Raw genomic sequence first — 19,473 nt, forward strand, 5'->3', positions numbered from 1 at the left:
ATGCTGGCATTCCCGCAACCCGCACATGAACAATCCACGGACCGCCGCCTGGCTGTCCAGGCAATCGGACTTCAAAAGACCTATGGTTTCGGCGCCGCAGCCTTTCTCGCGCTTGAGGATGTGTCGATCGACATTGCCGAAAACGAGTTTTTCACGCTGCTGGGCCCTTCCGGATGCGGGAAGACCACACTCCTCCGCCTAATCGCCGGATTCAGCTTTCCCACCGAAGGCCAGATCCTGCTTCACGGAAAGGATATTGCGCCTCTTCCGCCGTTCAAACGGCCCATCAACACGGTCTTTCAGAATTATGCGCTGTTCACCCACATGTCGGTCGCCGAAAACATCGGCTTCGGTCTGAAGATGCTGGGATGGGCCAAGCCCCGGATTGCAGCGCGCGTTGCCGAGATGCTGAAACTGGTGCGCATGGAGTCGCTGGCCGGCCGGCGAACCAGCGAGATCTCAGGGGGCCAGCAGCAGCGCGTGGCGCTCGCTCGCGCTCTTGCGCCGCAGCCGCAGGTGCTTCTGCTCGACGAGCCTCTGTCCGCGCTGGACTACAAGCTGAGAAAGGAGATGCAGGTCGAGCTGAAGCGGCTCCAGACCGAAACCGGCATCACCTTCATCTTCGTGACGCACGACCAGGAGGAAGCCCTGGCCATGTCGGACCGTATCGCCGTGATGAATCGTGGGCGCGTGCTCCAGGTCGGCCGCCCGAAGGAAATCTACAATGCGCCGGTCGACAGGTTCGTGGCCGACTTCATCGGCGAATCCAATATTCTGCAAGGCCGGCTCGCCGGCTCGGCGGGAACGGATGGATACCGCATCGACATTGCCGGAACGGTCATCACTGCTTACAGCAGCGCGGCAATCCCGGATGCCGGCCCGGTTCAGGTTCTGGTCCGTCCGGAACATGTCGATTTGCTCGACTCAGCTGCACCAGAAGCCATTCCCGCTGTCATCGAAGGCGAAGTCTTCGTTGGGACCGACACCCGTCTCCAGGTCAGGCTGACGGATGGCGTCGCCTTCACGGCGCGCGTGCCCAACAGTCCGGAACTGGAGAAAATAAGGGCGCACGGCACGCAGATATGGCTGCGAATTCATCGCGGTAGCGCCCGGATTCTGGGAGGCGAACATGTCCAGCATCGCTGAAATGGCAACCGCGCGCCGGGCCGCCGAAACCCAGCGCCGCTGGCTGCTCAAGGCGCCGGCCCTGCTGACCATCATACTGGCTTCCGTCGGCCCGCTTGCCGTGATGTTCATCTTTTCGGTGATGGCAAAGGGCTCCTTTGGGGGCGTCATGCTCGGCCAGTTCAGCCTCGATGGCTGGATGAACGTCTTTGTCGAGCGGGATCCGTTTGACGACACGCTTATGTTGGCCGATGCCAACCTGATCATTTTCTGGCGTTCCATCGAGTTGGCGCTGGTAACGACGGTCGCCACGCTGCTCATCGGCTTCCCCACCGCGTATTATATCGCGACCCGGCCCGAACACATCCGGTCGCAATGGATGCTGCTGATCACGATCCCTTTCTGGACCAATCTTCTGATCCGGACCTTCGCGATCATGGGTCTTCTTTCCAATCAGGGGCCGATCAACAATCTCCTCATCTGGGCCGGGATGATAGACAAGCCCGTCCAGATGCTCTTCACGGACGGCGCCGTTCTGATGGGGCTCGTCTACGTCTACCTGCCGCTGATGGTGCTACCGATCTATTCGAGCCTTGAGCGGATGGATTTCAATCTGGTCGAGGCCGGATATGATCTTTACGCAACCCGGTTGAAGGTGCTTTGGCATATCGTCATTCCCTCCTGCAAGCCGGGCCTGATTGCCGGATCGATCCTGGTCTTCATCCCCGCAATCGGCGCCTATGTGACGCCGCGCGTCCTGGGCGGGGGGAAGAACATGATGATGGGCAACCTGATCGAACTGCAGTTCGGTCAGGGTCGGAACTGGCCGCTCGGCGCAGCATTGTCGATCTGCCTGCTGCTGATCGTGACAGTAGCGCTCATCTTCTACATCCGCGGAAGCTCGGCGAAGGAGAATGCCCATGGCCACTAGCCAGCACGCATTCGATCTGAAGGCGCAGCCAGGGTTTGGCATCATTGCGCGATTGGCGATCGTCGCGCTCTATCTGCCGATCCTCATCCTCGTGGTCTTCGCCTTCAACGCGACGTCCTCGCTTGGCGTCTGGGGCGGCTTCTCGTTCAATTGGTTCGTCAAGGCGTGGCATAACGACCTGATCATCAATGCCGCCCTCTTTTCCTTGTTTCTTGGCGCTGTGGCCGGCACTTTGGCGACGGTCATGGCGACCATGGCCGCTATCGCCATGACCCGGACCGGCGCCTATCGCGGGCAGATGATATCCTATGCCCTGATCAACCAGCCTCTGATCGTTCCAGAAATCGTCACGGCCATCTCGCTTCTGATCGTGTTCGCGGCCGTCAAGTCGGCCACCGGCTATTCAGGAACCGGCTATCTGGTTCTGGCGCACACGGCCTTCTGCATCCCCTTTGCCTATCTGCCCATCCGCGCGCGGCTGGAAGGCATGGATCTGACCCTCGAAACCGCGGCAGCCGATCTCTATGCGGATCCGTGGAAAAGCTTTGTCTATGTCACGCTTCCCAGGCTGGCCCCCGGCATCGTGGCGGGTTTCATGCTGGCTTTTGTCGTATCGTTGGATGACGTTGTCATCACCGACCTGGTGAAGTCCGGCGGACAGGAAACCCTGCCGACCTACATGCTGGGTCAGATCCGTCGTGACATGACCCCCGAAGTCAATGCCGCCGCCACCATGCTCTTGATACCGTCGATCCTCCTGGTGACGGCCGTGCATCTGATCAACCGCAAAAAATAAACAACCTACAGAGGAGTAACAAGCATGCGATCCATATTGACGACCCTGACATCGGCGATGCTGCTTGCGGTAGCAAGTTCAGCGGCTCTCGCGGAGGAAGAACTGAGCCTCTACAACTGGGGCAATTATACCAGCCCGGAACTTCTGGAAAAATTCAAGAAGGAAACCGGCATCAAGGTCACCGTGACCGACTACGACTCCAACGACACCGCGCTGGCCAAGGTCAGGGCGGGCGGCTCGGGCTTTGACATCGTGGTGCCTTCGGCCAATTTCGTGCCGATCTGGATCAAGGAGGGACTTCTGCTCGAATCCCGGCCCGACCAGATGCCGAATTTCAAGAATATGGATGAGCGCTGGGTCAATGTCAGCTGGGATCCGGGCCGTCACTACTCGGTGCCGTGGCAGTGGGGGATGACCGGCCCGGTCGTTGCCACCTCCGTCTACAAGGGCGATGTCAATACCAGCGCAATCTGGCTCGACCCGCCGGAGGAACTGAAGGGCAAGATCAACGTCGTGCCGGAGAAGAACGACGTCCTCTACGCGGCCATCCGCTACATGGGCGGCACTTGGTGCACGGGCGACAAGGTGCTTCTGAAGAAGGTCCGAGACAAGCTGCTCGAAGCCAAGAAGTCCTGGGTCTCGATGGACTACGGCATCGAGAAGATGGACAGCCGCGATACACTGGCCCAGCTCTACTACAACGGCGCTGCTTTCCGGGCGCGGCAGGTCAACGCAGATATCAAGCTTGGCTTCCCCAAGGAAGGCTACTCGCTGTTCATGGACAGTGCGGCAATCCTCGCCGACGCGCCGCATCCGGAAAATGCCAAGAAGTTCCTGAACTTCATTATGGCGCCCGAAAACGCCGCCCTGATTTCGAACTTCGCAACCTATGCCAACGGCATCAAGGGTTCGAACGCGTTCATGCGTGACGACATCAAGGCCGCACCAGAGCTGAATATTCCGGCGGAATACATTGCTGCCGGTGGCTGGCAGGAAGTCTGCCCCGCCGAGGTGGACGAGCTCTATACCCGCATCTGGACTGATCTCATGAAGTAATGTGCGTGCCCCGGTGGAGGTCCTTTCTCCCGCCGGGGCGCCCGAAAACTCAATTGTACACAGGCTCTAGCAGACATGCGTGACTTCCAGCTACCCGGGCGTTCGCCCGTTCGAACAACCGGCGCAATGGCCGCGACGTCCCATCCGCTCTCTACCCAGGCAGCTCTCGAGATGTTGCGCGCGGGCGGCAACGCCGTGGATGCGGCCGTTTGCGCAAGCGCGGTGCAAGCGGTTGTCGAGCCGCAATCGACTGGCATAGGCGGTGATTGCTTCGTGCTTTATTGCCCGGACGGCACCGACAGCGTGGTTGCGCTCAATGGCTCCGGGCGCGCGCCGGCCGCTGCCTCGATCGATCGCTTTCGGGCCATGGGGATGGGGGAAGTTCCGACTTATGGGCCCCATTCCGTCTCCATTCCGGGCGCGATTGACGCCTGGGACCGGCTGATCCGGGACCATGGCAGGAAAACGCTGGGCGAGGCGCTCGCCCCGGCTATTCACTATGCCGAAAAGGGCTATGTGGTGCATGACCGCGTGGCCTTCGACTGGCAGGACGCCAAGGCCTTGCTGGAACAGGATGTCCATTCGGCGGCCATTTTTCTGCGCGATGGCCGCGCGCTGGAGGCCGGCGAGATACATGTCCAGCCGGCGCTGGCCGCGACCTTGCGGCGGGTGGCTGAATTGGGTCGGGAAGGCTTTTACGAAGGGCCGGCGGCCGAGGCCATCGTAGCGCGGTTGCAGGAACTTGGCGGTTTGCATTCCGTCGATGATTTTGCCGCGACGCGTTGTGATTACGTCAGCCCGGTTTCCGTCGATTATCGTGGCTATCGCGTGCACCAGATGCCGCCGAACAACCAGGGCCTGACCGCGCTCCTGGCGTTGAATATTCTCGCACAGGACGATTTGTCGTCGTTCGAGCCACATGGCTCCCGGCGCTTCCATCTAGAGGTTGAGGCGGCGCGGCTCGCCTACAGGGAACGGGACAATCGTCTAGGCGAACTCGATCGTTCAAGCCCCGTGATCGAATCCCTTCTGTCAAAGGGCCATGCGGCCTGCTTGCGGCAGAAAATCAGCATGGACAGGGCGATGACTGACCTTCCGGAAGTCGATCTCAAGCGGTCGGACACGGTCTATATCTCGGTAGTGGACGAGGATCGCAACGCCATCAGCTTCATCAATTCGACCTACCACTCGTTCGGCAGCGGAATCACCTGTCCTTCAACGGGCGTTGTCCTGCAAAACAGGGGTTCGAGCTTCCGCATGGACCCGAACCACCCCAATGCGCTGGCGCCCGGCAAGCGGCCAATGCACACGATCATGCCCGGCATGCTGACCAGGGATGGCCGCGCCGTCATGCCCTTCGGCGTGATGGGCGGTGACTACCAGCCGATGGGTCATGTTCACTTCCTGACCAACGTCCTGGATTTCGGCATGGATGTGCAGGCCGCACTCGATAGTCCCCGCGTCTTCCACACGGAGGGGGGGATCAAGGCAGAAAGAGGCCTTCCCGACGCCACTGCAAGGGAATTGCAGTCGCTCGGACACAAGGTGGAGGAAGCGCCTGAACCTTTCGGGGGCGGACAGGCCGTCTGGATCGACTGGGAAATGGGTACGCTAACGGGGGCCTCGGATCCTCGCAAGGACGGAATGGCCTCAGGCTACTAGGAGAGGAAAAAAGCATGGCACGCGCAGTTCTCGTGATCGACGTCCAGAAAGTCTACACCGACCCGGATTCGCCCTTGCATTGCACCGGAAATGGCGAGGCGATCGCCAATATCAATGCAATCGTTTCAGCCGCAGAGGCCGCCGGCGATCTGATAGTTCACGTTCGTCATGTGCATCGCCCGGACGGGTCAGACGCCGGCCGCATGTTCGATTTCAGCGGCGAGGCCGGCGAACTCGGCTTCGTCATGGGCACCGAGGAGGTCGAGGACGATCCCCGGCTCGAGATGCCAACGGGCGCCTTGGCGATCAGCAAGCAGCGCTATTCTTGCTTCGTAGGCACAGGCCTGGACCGCATGCTGCGGGAAAGGTCTATCGACCGGATCGTCGTCACCGGCTTCATGACGAATTTCTGCTGTGAGGCTACGGCACGGCACGGTCACGATCTCGACTTCTTCGTCGACTTCCCGGTCGATGCGACAGGCTGCCCCGATCTATCCGAAACGGCAACGCAGGATGTAATCAAGGCTGGAACGGCCGCGACACTGGCTGCCGGCTTTGCAAGGGTGATGACAACAGCAGAATGGCTCGCTGGTTCCTGAGCCTGAGTGCAGCAGCGTCCTTCGGTCTGATTGCCTCGATCGCCTCGATATGCCTATCGACCCGATAGCTGCTATCGAGATGTGCGACGGCCTCGCGCATGAAGGGCCCCATCCTCGACATAGGATCGGGCCAAGCGCGGCGGCAGTAGCCGACGCTGAACCAACCTGAGTTTCGGTCTCTAACCTGCACGTCGCTTGCTTGGGTCCAATTAAACGGCGGGAGCAAAGCCCAGTCGTAGGAGCGCCCACACAGCGCAAAATCTCCGTATTTGCACGTTATCTAAAATTCTAAACAACAGATTCTCCTGATTTCAACCCTTCCCTGGCAGACTGCTCGACAGCCGCCCGAAAGGCTTGGACACCCGAAAGGCTTGTGCAATTGAGACTAGGAATGGTCTCTGCGTTGAACGGGAACTGAGATGTGTCGCACTATCCTGTGATTCACCCATTTGACTCACCACACGATCATGAAGGCAGCAACAAGATTCGACCCCATCTCGTTGTTGACGATTTCCTGTTCATCAGTGCTAGCAGCCATCCGACAGGTTATTCAGGCGAGAGCACTGCCAATCGCTTTGCGAGCGAGAACTCCGGATATGTGGATGACGCGATTGCTCGCAGCGCTGCGTACGGCGGCGCAAAATTCGCGATCGCTAGCCCGCATGTCGGCCACGCCGCCGCTTCTGACGCGATAATAGATCACCCCGGCAAGATCGGGATCGGCACCTGGGATATCGACGCTCAGGGTACTGCGTTGGACGACCTCGACCGATTTGATTTCGGCTGGTACTACAATTGGCAGGTACGTCCCCTTTGGAACCCTAACGGCCCCCAGACAAGCACGCATGGCTTTGTACCCATGATCTGGGGCAAAGGGGATGTCACAGCAACGAACCTTGACTACGCGGCGAGCGCCCCGTCCAATTATCTGCTCGGCTTCAACGAACCCGACAACAGCGAACAATCCGACATGACCGTGACCCAAGCGCTTAGGCTCTGGCCAAAGCTGATGTCCACCGACAAACTTCTTGGGTCACCAGCGACAATGACGTCGGGAACCCTCGGAGAAGATTCCTGGTTGGGACGTTTCATGGATCGCGCAGACGCAAAAGGCTATGACGTCGATTTCGTCGCCGTCCACTACTATAGCGACGATCCCAGTATCAGCGCCTTCAAGCATTTCCTGCAGGACGTGCGGGACGAATATCATAAGCCGGTATGGGTGACCGAATGGGCTCTGGTCGAATGGGGCGATCCGGATCATTTCTCGCCTCGACAAGTCGCGGCATTTGCCGAGAACGCCGCCGAGATGATGGACGATCTCGGCTTCGTCAAACGGCACGCCTGGTTCGGTGCTTATTCCGGCGGCCCCGGCTGGGAGATCAACACGGAGCTTATCGACGACGAGGGCAGATTGACCAAAGTCGGCGAAACCTTCGCGGACCTCACGCTCTGACGCTGGCACCCCGGCGCAATGTCAGACCGGCGCTCATGGCGCGATCGCTCAATCGGGCTCCCAGCCCAACTGGCTGCCATCATTCAGCAATCATTTGAAATCGGTGCGCGGTACGCAGTGAGATGTGCGCCCGAAGCCACTCGGAGAACAGATATACGGTCCGCGGCCATATGCGGCTACCTCGGTGACCGTCTTCAGGCGCACCTCATACACTTGGCTCTTCGCCGAGGCGGCTTTGGTGTTTTGCGTAGCGGGCTCGTTCATCGCCGTGTTGCGGATGACAGCTTTCTTCTGTGGCACGCTCGGCGCCAGCGAAACTTCGTCAGCTCCGACCAGATCGTGCGAGCAAGAAGCGAGAAATGCAGTCAATCCGACAGCTATCGCGAAAGACACGCGGCGAACATGTCGAACTCCGGACACAACGTCTGCGTCCGGTTTGATGTTAGTGGAATTCATTCCGTGCCCCTTCAATGATCATACGTCAACCTGGCTCCATCGTGGAACCGAGTATGTCGCTAGATCCTTAACAAACGCCTGCATTAGAAGATCGTCATTCAAGAGATCAGTAACCAACGCAAATCCAATTCTATTGTCGAACGGCCACCCTGAAGCCAGCCCGCACGACGGACCTCGTATAAACAGGAAAAGCGCATATACGCAACCCGCCTTATCGGACACGCCTTGTGATTGATGATTTCCAGAAGGCACAGCGATCCGAGCGCAGTTCGCGCTGCAACTTAACGTAAAGTATTACTTATGGATCAGAAGTAGAAAGTGTCATAATTGTTTCATATTCGGGCGCTCAGGCACCCCAATGTGTCAGAACGAGACACAGAAACGCTTGTTTTTCAACATTTTAGCAGAACCTAAAACTTCTTTGACTCCTGTCTTGTTTAAGTGCATAGTGCAGTTAATGTATAGGTAACCATATTTACTTCATCGGATCGTGTTCCCGATCTGACATTTTTCCTGATAAATTTGAACGTAATCGCCCCTATCTCCGCACGCAATCAAGAGTTTGCGGACTAGAAAGTGTTGCGTCTATGAATTTCAGCAAGAATTGCATTCGGCATTCGGTTTCTAGTGGTCTGTGCAGGAGGTTGAAGCATGAAAAAGGGAAGCAGTACAGTAAGCAACTTTACTGGAAACGTTATAAATTTTCCAAGTATTAATAATCAAAGAATAAATAAAGTACTTGTTGCAGGCGGCGCTGGATTTCTAGGCTCGCATTTGTGCGAGAGACTGCTGGCAGCGCAGTATGAAGTCGTCTGTGTGGATAATCTATCCACGGGCCGCTTCGAAAACATCAAACATCTGCTGGAGTTTCCACATTTTGCGTTCCGGCGGCACGACATTCGTACGCCGCTCAATCTGAAGGTCGACGCGATTTTCAATTTCGCGTGTCCGGCGTCACCACCGGCCTATCAGGCTGATCCCATTGGCACTTTCCTCACAAACATCGTCGGATCAAGAAACTTGCTGGAGTTGGCACGCCGCCGCAATGCAATAATCGTGCAGGCGTCGACTTCGGAGGTTTACGGTGATCCACTCGTGTCGCCGCAACATGAAGATTATCTGGGCAATGTCAGCACCACCGGGCCGCGCGCCTGCTACGACGAAGGCAAGCGTGGCGCCGAAACACTGTTCTTCGACTATGCGCGTCAGTATGGCGTCAAGATCAAAGTCGCCCGGATTTTCAATACCTACGGGCCGCGCATGCGCCCCGACGACGGGCGAGTGGTTTCCAACTTCATCGTCCAGGCGCTGCAGAATGCACCAATGACTGTTTATGGATCGGGTATGCAAACCCGTTCATTTTGCTATGTAGACGATCTTATCAGCGGATTCATGAGCCTTTTTTCCACAGGCGATGACGTCACGGGGCCGATCAATCTCGGCAATCCGACGGAACTGACGATGATCGATCTGGCCGAACGAATCATCCGGCTGACAAATTCGAAGTCGAGGATCATCCATCGCGACGCCGCAATCGACGACCCGAAACAGCGTCGCCCGGACATCCGTCGCGCTGCCGAGTTGCTGGGCTGGCGGCCCTATTTCGACATAGAGGATGGCCTCACCGCAACGATAGCCTATTTCGACCGCGTCTTGCGGTTGTCCGCTTCCGGCAAGTGAGGGAGATAGGCGATGGACAACGTTCTCGTCACTGGTGGAGCCGGCTACATCGGAAGCCATACATGCAAGCTCCTCAGCAAAGCCGGCTTTACGCCGATCGCTTACGACAATCTTGCGACCGGACATGAAGACAATGTGAAATGGGGGCCGTTGATCCGCGGCGACGTTCGGGACCGCGACCGCTTGAAGCACGCCCTCAAGCTTTGGCAGCCCGTATGCGTCATCCATTTCGCGGCCTCCGCCTATGTCGGCGAGTCCGTTGCCGATCCGAGCAAATACTACAATAACAATGTCAATGGCATCAGCACCCTGCTCGACACATGCGTTGAAGCAAGACTTCGGAAGGTCGTTTTCTCAAGCAGCTGTGCGACTTACGGAATCCCTGCGAAACTGCCGATTTCCGAAGTGAGCCCGCAGGTTCCGATCAATCCCTATGGGCGCACGAAGCTGATGGGCGAGATGATGCTGAAGGACTATGCGGCTGCTTTTGGCATGCGTTACGTCGCGTTGCGCTATTTCAATGCCGCAGGTGCGGATATCGACGGAGAGTTGCGCGAGCGGCACAACCCGGAGACGCACCTCATACCGCGTGCTCTTTTGGCAGCAGCCGGCAAAATCGCAAGGTTGACCATTTTCGGCGACGACTACGACACGCCAGACGGAACCTGCATTCGCGATTACATCCACGTCACCGACCTTGCCAGGGCCCATGTGCGCGCCGTGCTCCATCTCGTGAATGGCGGCAAGAACCTTGCCGCAAATCTCGGGTCAGGGCACGGCACCTCCGTCAGGGAGATCATCGACACGATCGAGCGGCTCACCCATACTCGCGTGCCGGTACGGGTCGAAGCACGCCGCGAAGGCGATCCGCCTGCACTCCTGGCCGATGGCAGCTTGGCAAAGTTGGAGCTTCGCTTCGTGCCGCGTTATTCGGACATCCGGACGATCATTCGCACCGCAGCTCCCACCTTCGGGTTGGAGGTCGAACACGATGCAGTCTCATGAGCTGAATCTGGCACGATCAGAGCGCGCCCCGGCCCCCGCCGGGATGCGCAGCCAGCGGCGATTGCTCTCCCCCCTTTTTTCCGGTCAGCGTCGTTTCGTCTATCTGGCGGGCGTCACTACCTGGCTGGCCGCGCTTGCTTGGTTTTGGGAATGGTGGTTCCGCCCGGGCCATATGATCTCCATCGCATCTTTTTGCGTCCTCACCTTGATCATGGCGTGGGTAACCCTGCTTCCAGCCTACTTCATCTATCTCTTCGCCGGCAGCAAACAAACACGACCAATCAAGTATCAACGTGTTCCGGGCCGCATCGCCATGGTGGTTACGAAAGCGCCTTCCGAGCCTTTCGAGATCGTCCGCAACACGTTGAATGCGATGCTCAACCAAGTCGATTACGACTACGACGTCTGGCTCGCCGACGAGGCCCCGGACGCCGAAACGATCACCTGGTGTGAGCGCCACGGCGTATTCATTTCCACGCGCCAGGGGGTCGAAGACTACCATCGCAAGGTATGGCCGCGGCGAACGCGCTGCAAGGAAGGCAATCTGGCCTATTTTTACGATTTTTATGGCTATGCGCGATATGACTTTGTGGCGCAGTTCGACGCGGATCACGCGCCCGAGAAGACGTATCTTCGCGAAATCATGCGCCCCTTCGCGGATCCTGCAGTCGGCTATGTCTCGGCGCCCAGCCTCTGCGACTCCAATGCCGGACAAAGTTGGTCAGCGCGGGGCCGCCTGCAAGCCGAAGCCAGCATGCATGGGTGTCTGCAGATCGGTTACAACAATGGCTGGGCCCCCCTGTGTATTGGATCTCACTACGCAGTCCGGACGGCAGCGCTCAAAGAGATCGGCGGTCTGGGTCCCGAACTGGCTGAGGATCATTCGACAACGCTCTTGATGAATGCAGGGGGCTGGCGAGGCGTCCACGCGGTCGCAGCGATTGCGCATGGGGAAGGTCCGCGCACTTTCGCCGACCTGGCCATTCAGGAGTTCCAATGGTCGCGTAGTCTAGTAACGATTCTGCTTCGCTTCTCGAAAATCTATGTCCCCAAGTTGCCCGGCAAGCTGCAGTTCCAGTTCATTTTCTCGCAACTCTGGTATCCGCTGTTCTCGTCGTTCATGGCGGCCATGTTTCTCCTGCCAATCGTTGCGCTGACAACGGGGCATAATTTTATTAACGTCGTGTATCCGGACTTTCTGGCACATTTCCTGCCGCTTTCGGTGGTGCTGGTCGCATTGGCATTCTACTGGCGCTCGACAGGGACCTTTCGGCCGCACAATGCAAAAATTCTGGGCTGGGAAGCGGCCGTCTTCCTGCTTGCGCGCTGGCCTTGGTCGCTGGCCGGATCCTTCTATGCTGCGCGTGACCAGATCACCGGTTCCTTCGTTGATTTTCGCATCACGCCCAAAGGCGGCAAAGTAACAGCGTTTCCGCCGCTGCGGCTGCTGGCCCCCTACATCCTGTTGTCGGGTTCTTCGGCCGCAACCGCCCTGCTCGTCGAGAATCCCGGTTCAGCCAAGGGCTATTACTTGTTCGCGATCGTCAACGCGACGGTCTACGCCGCTGTGCTCGCGGTCATCATCATCGGACACGCCCGCGAAAATGGTCTTTCCTTGCTGACCACGTCGCGGTCGGGTTTTGCGACCGCCGCGACGCTCGCGATATGCGTCTCGGTGACCAGCGGCGCTGTTTATTCACGCGGCGTGCCAGGACTCGAAGCTGTCGCCTACGGTCAGCGGGTCGTCTCATTCACGGAAACGCGCTTTGCCGTCGCCGGTGCGGGCCAAGGAGGATCGCATGTCAAGATCACGCGCTTCAAGATCACATGGCATGGGCTTCGATAGAGGTAAGGGCCAAGCCATCCGCCTGAGCAATAGAGCCAATTCGCTCAGCGGTCCCAACGTCCACAACGGCTTGCGTGATCTATCGATCTCGCACTTTGCGAAACCCAACAATGCCATTTCAAGAGAGGAGTTCGGCAATGAATAAGATGAAACAAAAGAGTGCGATCATCCTTTCGATCGCGGCCCTGGTGACAGGTTCTTGGCTCGCAAGCGCATATGCGCAACCGCTTCCGAAGAATACAGTCCCGCTGACAGCGAACGAGGTACGGGCAATCTACTCCGACAAGACCTGGAAATGGGATGCCGGCGGCGGGCGGTTCATCGCGAAGAACCGCAAGTTCATCGCTTACTCGGAAGAAGGTGGTGTTCCTGCGATCGCAGAAGGTCGTTGGGAGGTTAACGACCAAGGGCGCCTCTGCATGGTGGCTACGTGGGAGACAAAGGACGGAAAGTCGCGCGCCAAGAGTTGCTTCCGGCTCGTTCGCGATCGCGGAACCATATACCAGCGCCGAGAACCGAAAGGAAAATGGTTCATTCTCAGGACATTTAAACCCAAGCCTGATGACGAATTCCACAAGCTCGTCGCAGCCGACACAGTCTCACCGAGCATCAAACAGTTCAAGGCATCCACGAAGTAGTTCGGATGGCCAAGGAGGTCTATCATGAAACACAGACTTGTAAGAGCGTTGGCGGGAAGCACTCTCCTTCTCGTTCCTTTAGGATCGATGCTGGCGGGGGCGGCAACATGGCCGGCCTATGCCGAAGACACGACCAAATCGCCCACTACGAGCGACAAACGGCCGATTATTCATCCCAATGAAACGAAATTCGGCGCGTACGATCCGCATGGCGATTTCAGCACGCAGGCCGATCTCGCTACAGAGGGGCTGTTCCTGCCGTGGGAGGACGTCGATCTCGACTCGCTTCGGATCGCGGACGAATATGCCCTGCAGCGAGGCCGAAAGCTGCTCATCACCATCGAACCCTGGTCGTGGAACGAGGACTGGCGGCTGACCTCCGATCAGCTTCGTCGCAAAGTGCTGGCGGGTGAATATGATGGCAACGTCAAGGCAATCTCTGACATCGTCAAGACGTTGAAAAGCCCCGTCATCATCCGCTGGGGTCAGGAAATGGAAGACAAGTCCGGCCGCTTCTCCTGGTCGAACTGGCCACCACGGGACTACATCAAGGCTTACAAGAGGGTGATCGACCGGTTCCGCGAGGACAGACCGAACATCCAGGTGATGTGGTCGCCCAAGGGTCTTGAAGGCCTCGACAAATATTATCCCGGCGATGATTATGTCGACCTCGTCGGTCTCTCTGTCTTCGGCTTGCAGCAATATGATGCGATCGTTTACGGCGCACCCAAGACCTTCGCCGAAACGCTTCAGCCTGGCTACGATCGTGTCAAGCATTTCAAGAAACCCATTTGGGTCGCTGAACTCGGCTATGACGGCGACACCAAATACGTAGCGCCATGGATCAAAACCGTGACCGCAAAGGACTCCAAGTTCCCCGATCTCAAGGAAGTGGTCTACTTCAACGACCGGGATGTGCATGCATGGCCGTTCGGCCTGGGACGCCCGAACTGGCGCGTGGCGAAGGAGATGTCGTCCAATTGAGGGTCACTCTCAACGAGATATCCCGGCGCAACGACGAGCGCCGGGAGCGGCAGATTTGTTGCCGATCATGCGATATCTAGTTAGGTGTGTCCAAAGTCGCCCGATCGAGCCCGGTCCTGATGGCGACGATATCATTTGCACGCATCGACGAACGGGCCTCGGATAACAATCGAACCGTTCTGGTAGAGGGCAGCACCATTCTGCGTGACAACCCCGGCACTCTCCTTGACGACCTTATAACGTTCCATAGGCAGGTAGTTGCCGTTTACGGCGACGTTGGTCACGAAGACATTGCGATCACCGCCATTGGCGTCCGCGGACCACAAATCGTTGCTGAAGCGCAGCTCTATGGCCTCGGCCTTCGGTATGTCCGCAAACGCTACTGAGAATGGCGCCGTGCTCCTGGAGGCAGCATTCAGTTCCTCGATAATCTGTTCTTTTGTCGACGCCCGGCTCTGAACGCCCGCAGTCACCTCGACCGAACCGACGGGCTCGTCATCGACCCGCACGTCCAGCTTCGGCGCCCCCTTGAAGCTCGTGCCGGCGGCATCGAAAGTGACGTTGTTAAGCGCGCAGCGCCCCGTGAGAGGCTCTGCAGCCGCAACCGCGTTTGCAATCAATTTGTGCTGGAACTGCACCCAGGCAGCGATTGGATCCAGCCGGTCGTTTACATCCGCACCGTCCACGATCTGGTTTTGTCGCTCGCGTGGATCCCGCGACAGGTCGTACATCTCGGTTTTGTTCGTCGTCGCGTTATAGAGCACCTTCAGATTGCCCTGCCGATATCCGAACTGGTACCCGTTCCAAGGACTGAAGAAGTAGGTCCTTTCAGGCCTGACCATGCTGTAGAGACTTCTTCCCTGCCATTCCTTTGGCTCCTGGAATCCCAGAACGTCGAGCACAGTCGGCGCGACATCGATCACCCCGCCGAGCGTGGCGGACCTCGCACCGTTGAACAGTTTGCCGTTGATCAGCATGAGCGGGATGTGCAGGTTCTCTTCATAGAGCGCGCTCGCATGCACGTAGCTACCATGCTGTCCGAACGCCTCGCCATGATCGCCGAGAACAACCACCAAGGTCGAATCCAGTTTTCCGGTGGAGGCGAGCCTATCCATGACGATGCCGAAGGCCTCATCGCCGATCTTCAGCGCGTTGAGGTAGTCGTTTAGTTTCTCGTCGTCGACATAGTGCTCTCGTTTGGGATTCGTAACATAAGGATAATGGCTCATCGCGGTCATCATGACGCCGAGAAACGGCTTGTCCGAGCTGTCGGCAATCCAGTCGCCGAATGCGTGCGCGGTGCAGACGTCATGCCCATTATCCATGTTCTGCCATTTTTCGGTAGAGAGCTTGTAGGTGGGGCGGTCGCAAGCGATGTCGCGATAATCCTTGGTCACCTCGAACCCCTTGTTCTTTATGAACCGGTCAAACGACTGGAAACGCAGGTCAGCGCTCCAGAAGAAACTTGTGCGAAAGCCCTTCTGCACCAGTTCGCTGGCAATTGTCTTGAAGGGCACGTTCGGATGGGTAGCCGACATGCTGTTGTAAGAAATATCCGGGTACAGCGACGTGAAAAGCGAAAAAAGCGAATAGTTGGTCGCGGGTGCGTGAGAATAGACGTTCGTGAAGAGCTGCGCGGAAGGAGCATATCGCTGGAGGTTAGGCGTCACAGGATACTTGCCGCCAAAGGGCTGCACATATTCCCACGGTGTCGATTCCATCACAAAGATCAATACATTCTTGATCGGATGGGTTGCCGACGCTGCAAAGCTGGATGGCGACGAGGCGCGCTCAGCCGACGTGCCGAAGTCCTCTGTTCCCGTTTTCGCAGACATGGTGAAGAGCACGGGGCGCATGTCCTCGAGCACGGACGAAACGAAATAGACAACAGCGTTGTCAGTCTTGGCTGCCGGCAGTTGCAAAGCAACCGCGTCGTGGCGCGTGGCCAGCACGAGGACACCAACCATCACCGCAATCACTGGCGTCAAGATGCTTATCCGCACATCGCGCAACAATCTATACGCGATCCATCCCAGGAGATGCCCGCCAACAAGAACGAACACGACCGAGCCGCATAGGAACGCGGCATCCCGCAAATTCACGGCGTTATTCATCGCTGCTTGGGCGTCCGAATTCTGAAGGAAATCCGCATACAGAAGCCATTGATAAGTGAACGGCTCGCCAAGCATTTTGGTGAGTTGCATATTTGCAAAGCCCCAGGCCACCGCCGTTGCAATAAAGAGCAGAAACACGCACCAGATGACGCAGACGAGTATGCGGCGCCTTCGCGCAAGGGCGGCGAGCGCAATAAACACCACTCCGAGCACCAGCACAAACAGGAGATCTTTGTAGCTTGCGCCAATCGCCGAGAAGAGCGCAAGCCACAGCGATTGTGCTGCCGCGTCCGGCGCGACGATGAAAGTTCTGAAGACTGCGAGCATAATCCAGGCAACAGCACATGTAAGCGTGATGCTGTACAGGGCGATGTGCGACAACGGAAAGCTGGTCGCGGAACGAGGCGAACGCATGACAAATTCCATGATGGAGGAACTGCGAACCTGTCCTTCTCATATACAGAGAATTAGTAAAGAAAGATATTGTTTTTACTTCGTTAATCCGGCGGAATATGGCGCTAGGCTGCGGCGGCTGGGTGTTTCACACCATTGACGATGGCCGCTAGACGGCGAGCATGCTACCGGTAGTGTTCGGGACGGTCGCCATGACCCGTCCGCGGCCCACGACGATCTCGCCATCGTCACTAACGAGCAGCCAAAGCGCCGAATGCTGTCCATGATCTGGGTCACCTGCCGTTTGGAGTGGATGCGGGCATTGCCGGAACAGAGGTGAAGTGCCGTCACCGGCAGCATCTCGATCGAAGGGGAATGCGTGTTCATCTGGACGATCCCTGGGAGGAAAAGCAAATCAATGAGAACATGATGGCTACATTCTGGATGCGATCAACCGGCCGAAATACGAGCAACTCGGATTGGGGCCGGAACGGCGGCGGGGCCAAGGGGTAAACATCGTGAGAGAGCGGCAAAATCAAACGCATTTATAATCATGTTGGAAACCGCATCATTTTGATTTCGGCGCTGGTTATAATTGCGAATCCGCCTACACTGTAGACGTTCAACAATGCGGCCCTGGGCAGTTCTGAGCATCAGGAAATAGCGCAAAGAGCGACGGAACGATTTGTCCCTGAGCGTCGTTTACTAGAAAGCGGCCAACAGGGAACGATCGCGACTCCCACTGGCCGCGGGAGAGTTCCATGCAAGTGAGCAACAGTGACGTTTTTGACCTCTTTTCAAAAACTTATACCAGTGGGGCGCAAGAGGAGCTAAGTTTACAGGAATATCTCCTCGCGTGCCGCGAGGACAAACGAATGTATGCGACGGCGCAGGAGCGGATGGTCGAGGCCATCGGCGATCCCAAGCTGATAGACACCAGCGCCGACGAGCGTCTCGGGCGGATTTTCGCCAACCGGACCATCAAGATCTATCCCACCTTCGCCGACTTTTACGGAATGGAAGACACGATCGAGCGGATCGTCGGCTATTTCCGATATGCCGCCCAGGGGCTCGAGGAGCGCAAGCAGATTCTCTATCTGCTAGGCCCAGTGGGGGGTGGCAAATCCTCGCTCGCCGAACGCCTGAAGAAACTGATGGAACAGCAACCGATCTACACTCTTGCCATCGATGGCAAGGTGAGTCCCATCTTTGAATCGCCGCTTGGCCTTTTCAATCCAGATCGAATGGCCGACCTGCTCGAAGACAAATATGGCATTGCGAGGAGACGGCTTACCGGATTGATCTCGCCCTGGGCGGCGAAGCGGCTGGACGAGATTAACGGCGACATTTCGAAATTCAGCGTCGTCAAGCTCATGCCCTCACGGCTGCGCCAGATCGCCATCGCCAAGACCGAACCGGGCGACGAGAACAATCAGGACGTCTCGGCGCTGGTCGGCAAGGTCGACATCCGGCAACTCGAAAATTACAGCCAGGCCGATCCAGACGCTTATTCCTATAGCGGCGGCCTCAACAGGACCACGCAGGGACTTCTCGAATTCGTTGAGATGTTCAAGGCGCCCATCAAGGTCTTGCATCCCCTGCTGACCGCGACGCAGGAAGGCAGCTATAACGGCACGGAGAATTTCGGCGGCTTCCCGTATCAGGGCATTGTGCTTGCCCATTCCAACGAGTCGGAATGGCTGCAGTTCAAACACAACAAGAACAACGAGGCCTTTCTTGACCGAATTCTGGTGGTCAAGGTTCCTTACTGCCTGCGGGTCACGGAGGAACGGCTGATCTATGAGAAGCTGCTGCGCGAGAGTGAATTGTCCAAGAGCGCTTGCGCACCGGAAGTGCTGGAGAATCTCAGCCGGTTCACTGTCGCGACGCGCCTCACGCCGCATGAGAATTCGCCGCTCTACACAAAAATGCGGGTGTATGACGGTGAGAACCTGAAGGATACCGACCCGAAGGCGAAATCCCTGCAGGAATATCGTGATGCTGCAGGTGTCGACGAGGGCATGACGGGCGTCAGCACGCGCTTTGCCTTCAAGGTCCTCTCGGAAACCTTCAACTACGACACCAAGGAGGTCGCGGCCGATCCGGTACATCTGATGTACATCCTCGAGCAGGCGATCCGGCGCGAGCAGTTTCCCAAGGAGATCGAAGCAAGTTACCTCGATTTCATCAAATCGGAACTTGCAAGCCGCTATGCCGAGTTTATCGGTCACGAGATCCAGAAGGCCTATCTCGAATCTTACAGCGAATATGGCCAGAACCTGTTCGACCGCTATATTGCCTATGCCGATGCCTGGCTCGAAGATCAGGATTTCAAGGATTCCGATACAGGCCAGATCCTCAATCGCGAGATTCTCGACAGCGAGCTGTCGCAGATAGAGAAACCCGCCGGCATCGCCAATCCAAAGGATTTCCGCAACGAGGTGGTGAAGTTCACCCTGCGCGCTCGGGCCAGGAACAACGGGCGGAACCCCGCATGGACGAGCTATGAAAAATTGAGAGAAGTTATCGAGAAGCGCATGTTCGGCCAGGTCGAGGACCTGCTGCCGGTCATCAGCTTCGGCTCCAAAAAGGATAGCTCCACCGAGAAGCAGCATGCCGAATTCGTCCAGCGCATGACGGAGCGCGGATATACGGTGCGCCAGGTCCGGCGGCTTGTGGATTGGTACATGCGCGTGGATAAAGCCGGCTAACGACGCCCAAGCGGAGATTGG

15 protein-coding genes are annotated in these 19,473 nt (G+C 57.5%); 13 read left to right on the plus strand and 2 right to left on the minus strand.

Annotation, left to right across the window (positions count from 1 at the left end; genetic code table 11):
• The 7 genes from ACXHRN_RS20685 to ACXHRN_RS20715 all read left to right on the plus strand — a co-directional run bounded on the left by ACXHRN_RS20685 (position 1) and on the right by ACXHRN_RS20715 (position 7,625).
• Positions 1–1,146, plus strand: a complete 1,146-nt coding sequence (locus ACXHRN_RS20685) for an ABC transporter ATP-binding protein (protein WP_488638182.1) — start codon at positions 1–3, stop codon at positions 1,144–1,146.
• A complete protein-coding gene (locus tag ACXHRN_RS20690) occupies positions 1,130–2,056 on the plus strand; it encodes an ABC transporter permease (RefSeq protein ID WP_488638183.1) in 927 nt (308 codons plus the stop codon). Before ACXHRN_RS20685 ends, ACXHRN_RS20690 begins: the two co-directional genes overlap by 17 nt.
• A complete protein-coding gene (locus ACXHRN_RS20695) occupies positions 2,046–2,852 on the plus strand; it encodes an ABC transporter permease (RefSeq protein WP_488638184.1) in 807 nt (268 codons plus the stop codon). The genes ACXHRN_RS20690 and ACXHRN_RS20695 overlap by 11 nt, the downstream gene beginning before the upstream one ends.
• A gap of 24 nt (positions 2,853–2,876) precedes the next feature.
• A complete protein-coding gene (locus ACXHRN_RS20700; RefSeq protein ID WP_488638185.1) occupies positions 2,877–3,908 on the plus strand; it encodes an extracellular solute-binding protein in 1,032 nt (343 codons plus the stop codon).
• 75 nt (positions 3,909–3,983) lie between these two features.
• Positions 3,984–5,570 carry a gamma-glutamyltransferase gene (gene ggt / locus ACXHRN_RS20705; protein ID WP_488638186.1) on the plus strand — a complete coding sequence of 529 codons (1,587 nt, stop codon included), beginning with the start codon at positions 3,984–3,986 and terminating at the stop codon, positions 5,568–5,570.
• Positions 5,571–5,584: 14 nt separating this feature from the next.
• Positions 5,585–6,169: a cysteine hydrolase family protein gene (locus ACXHRN_RS20710; protein WP_488638187.1), complete on the plus strand. Its 585-nt coding sequence runs from the start codon at positions 5,585–5,587 to the stop codon at positions 6,167–6,169.
• A gap of 421 nt (positions 6,170–6,590) precedes the next feature.
• Positions 6,591–7,625 (plus strand): glycosyl hydrolase, encoded by a 1,035-nt coding sequence (locus ACXHRN_RS20715; protein WP_488638188.1) that lies wholly within the window; start codon positions 6,591–6,593, stop codon positions 7,623–7,625.
• A 90-nt stretch (positions 7,626–7,715) separates the two neighbouring features.
• Here ACXHRN_RS20715 and ACXHRN_RS20720 read toward each other — a convergent pair whose 3' ends face one another.
• The gene (locus tag ACXHRN_RS20720; protein ID WP_488638189.1) at positions 7,716–8,081 is read right to left on the minus strand and encodes a hypothetical protein; all 366 of its coding nucleotides are present in this window, start codon (positions 8,079–8,081) and stop codon (positions 7,716–7,718) included.
• 651 nt (positions 8,082–8,732) lie between these two features.
• Here ACXHRN_RS20720 and ACXHRN_RS20725 point away from each other — a divergent pair.
• The 5 genes from ACXHRN_RS20725 (at position 8,733) to ACXHRN_RS20745 (ending at position 14,234) form a co-directional block, all read left to right on the plus strand.
• Positions 8,733–9,761 carry a UDP-glucuronic acid decarboxylase family protein gene (locus ACXHRN_RS20725; RefSeq protein WP_488638190.1) on the plus strand — a complete coding sequence of 343 codons (1,029 nt, stop codon included), beginning with the start codon at positions 8,733–8,735 and terminating at the stop codon, positions 9,759–9,761.
• Between the two features lie 12 nt (positions 9,762–9,773).
• A complete protein-coding gene (gene galE / locus ACXHRN_RS20730) occupies positions 9,774–10,766 on the plus strand; it encodes a UDP-glucose 4-epimerase GalE (protein ID WP_488638191.1) in 993 nt (330 codons plus the stop codon).
• A 43-nt stretch (positions 10,767–10,809) separates the two neighbouring features.
• A complete protein-coding gene (locus ACXHRN_RS20735; RefSeq protein WP_488641963.1) occupies positions 10,810–12,612 on the plus strand; it encodes a glycosyltransferase in 1,803 nt (600 codons plus the stop codon).
• Positions 12,613–12,749: 137 nt separating this feature from the next.
• Complete coding sequence (locus tag ACXHRN_RS20740; protein ID WP_488638192.1) at positions 12,750–13,250, plus strand: DUF995 domain-containing protein; 501 nt, start codon at positions 12,750–12,752, stop codon at positions 13,248–13,250.
• A 24-nt stretch (positions 13,251–13,274) separates the two neighbouring features.
• Positions 13,275–14,234, plus strand: coding sequence for a glycoside hydrolase family 26 protein (locus ACXHRN_RS20745; protein ID WP_488638193.1), 960 nt, complete (start codon positions 13,275–13,277; stop codon positions 14,232–14,234).
• Positions 14,235–14,365: 131 nt separating this feature from the next.
• Here ACXHRN_RS20745 and ACXHRN_RS20750 read toward each other — a convergent pair whose 3' ends face one another.
• Positions 14,366–16,774: a sulfatase-like hydrolase/transferase gene (locus ACXHRN_RS20750; protein ID WP_488638194.1), complete on the minus strand. Its 2,409-nt coding sequence runs from the start codon at positions 16,772–16,774 to the stop codon at positions 14,366–14,368.
• Positions 16,775–17,502: 728 nt separating this feature from the next.
• Between ACXHRN_RS20750 and ACXHRN_RS20755 the strand changes: the two genes are divergently transcribed.
• Entirely contained in the window at positions 17,503–19,452 is a 1,950-nt protein-coding gene (locus ACXHRN_RS20755; protein ID WP_488638195.1) for a PrkA family serine protein kinase, read from the plus strand.
• The last annotated feature ends 21 nt before the right edge of the window (positions 19,453–19,473 follow it).

It is taken from the genome of Shinella sp. OV683 (genome assembly GCF_057787725.1).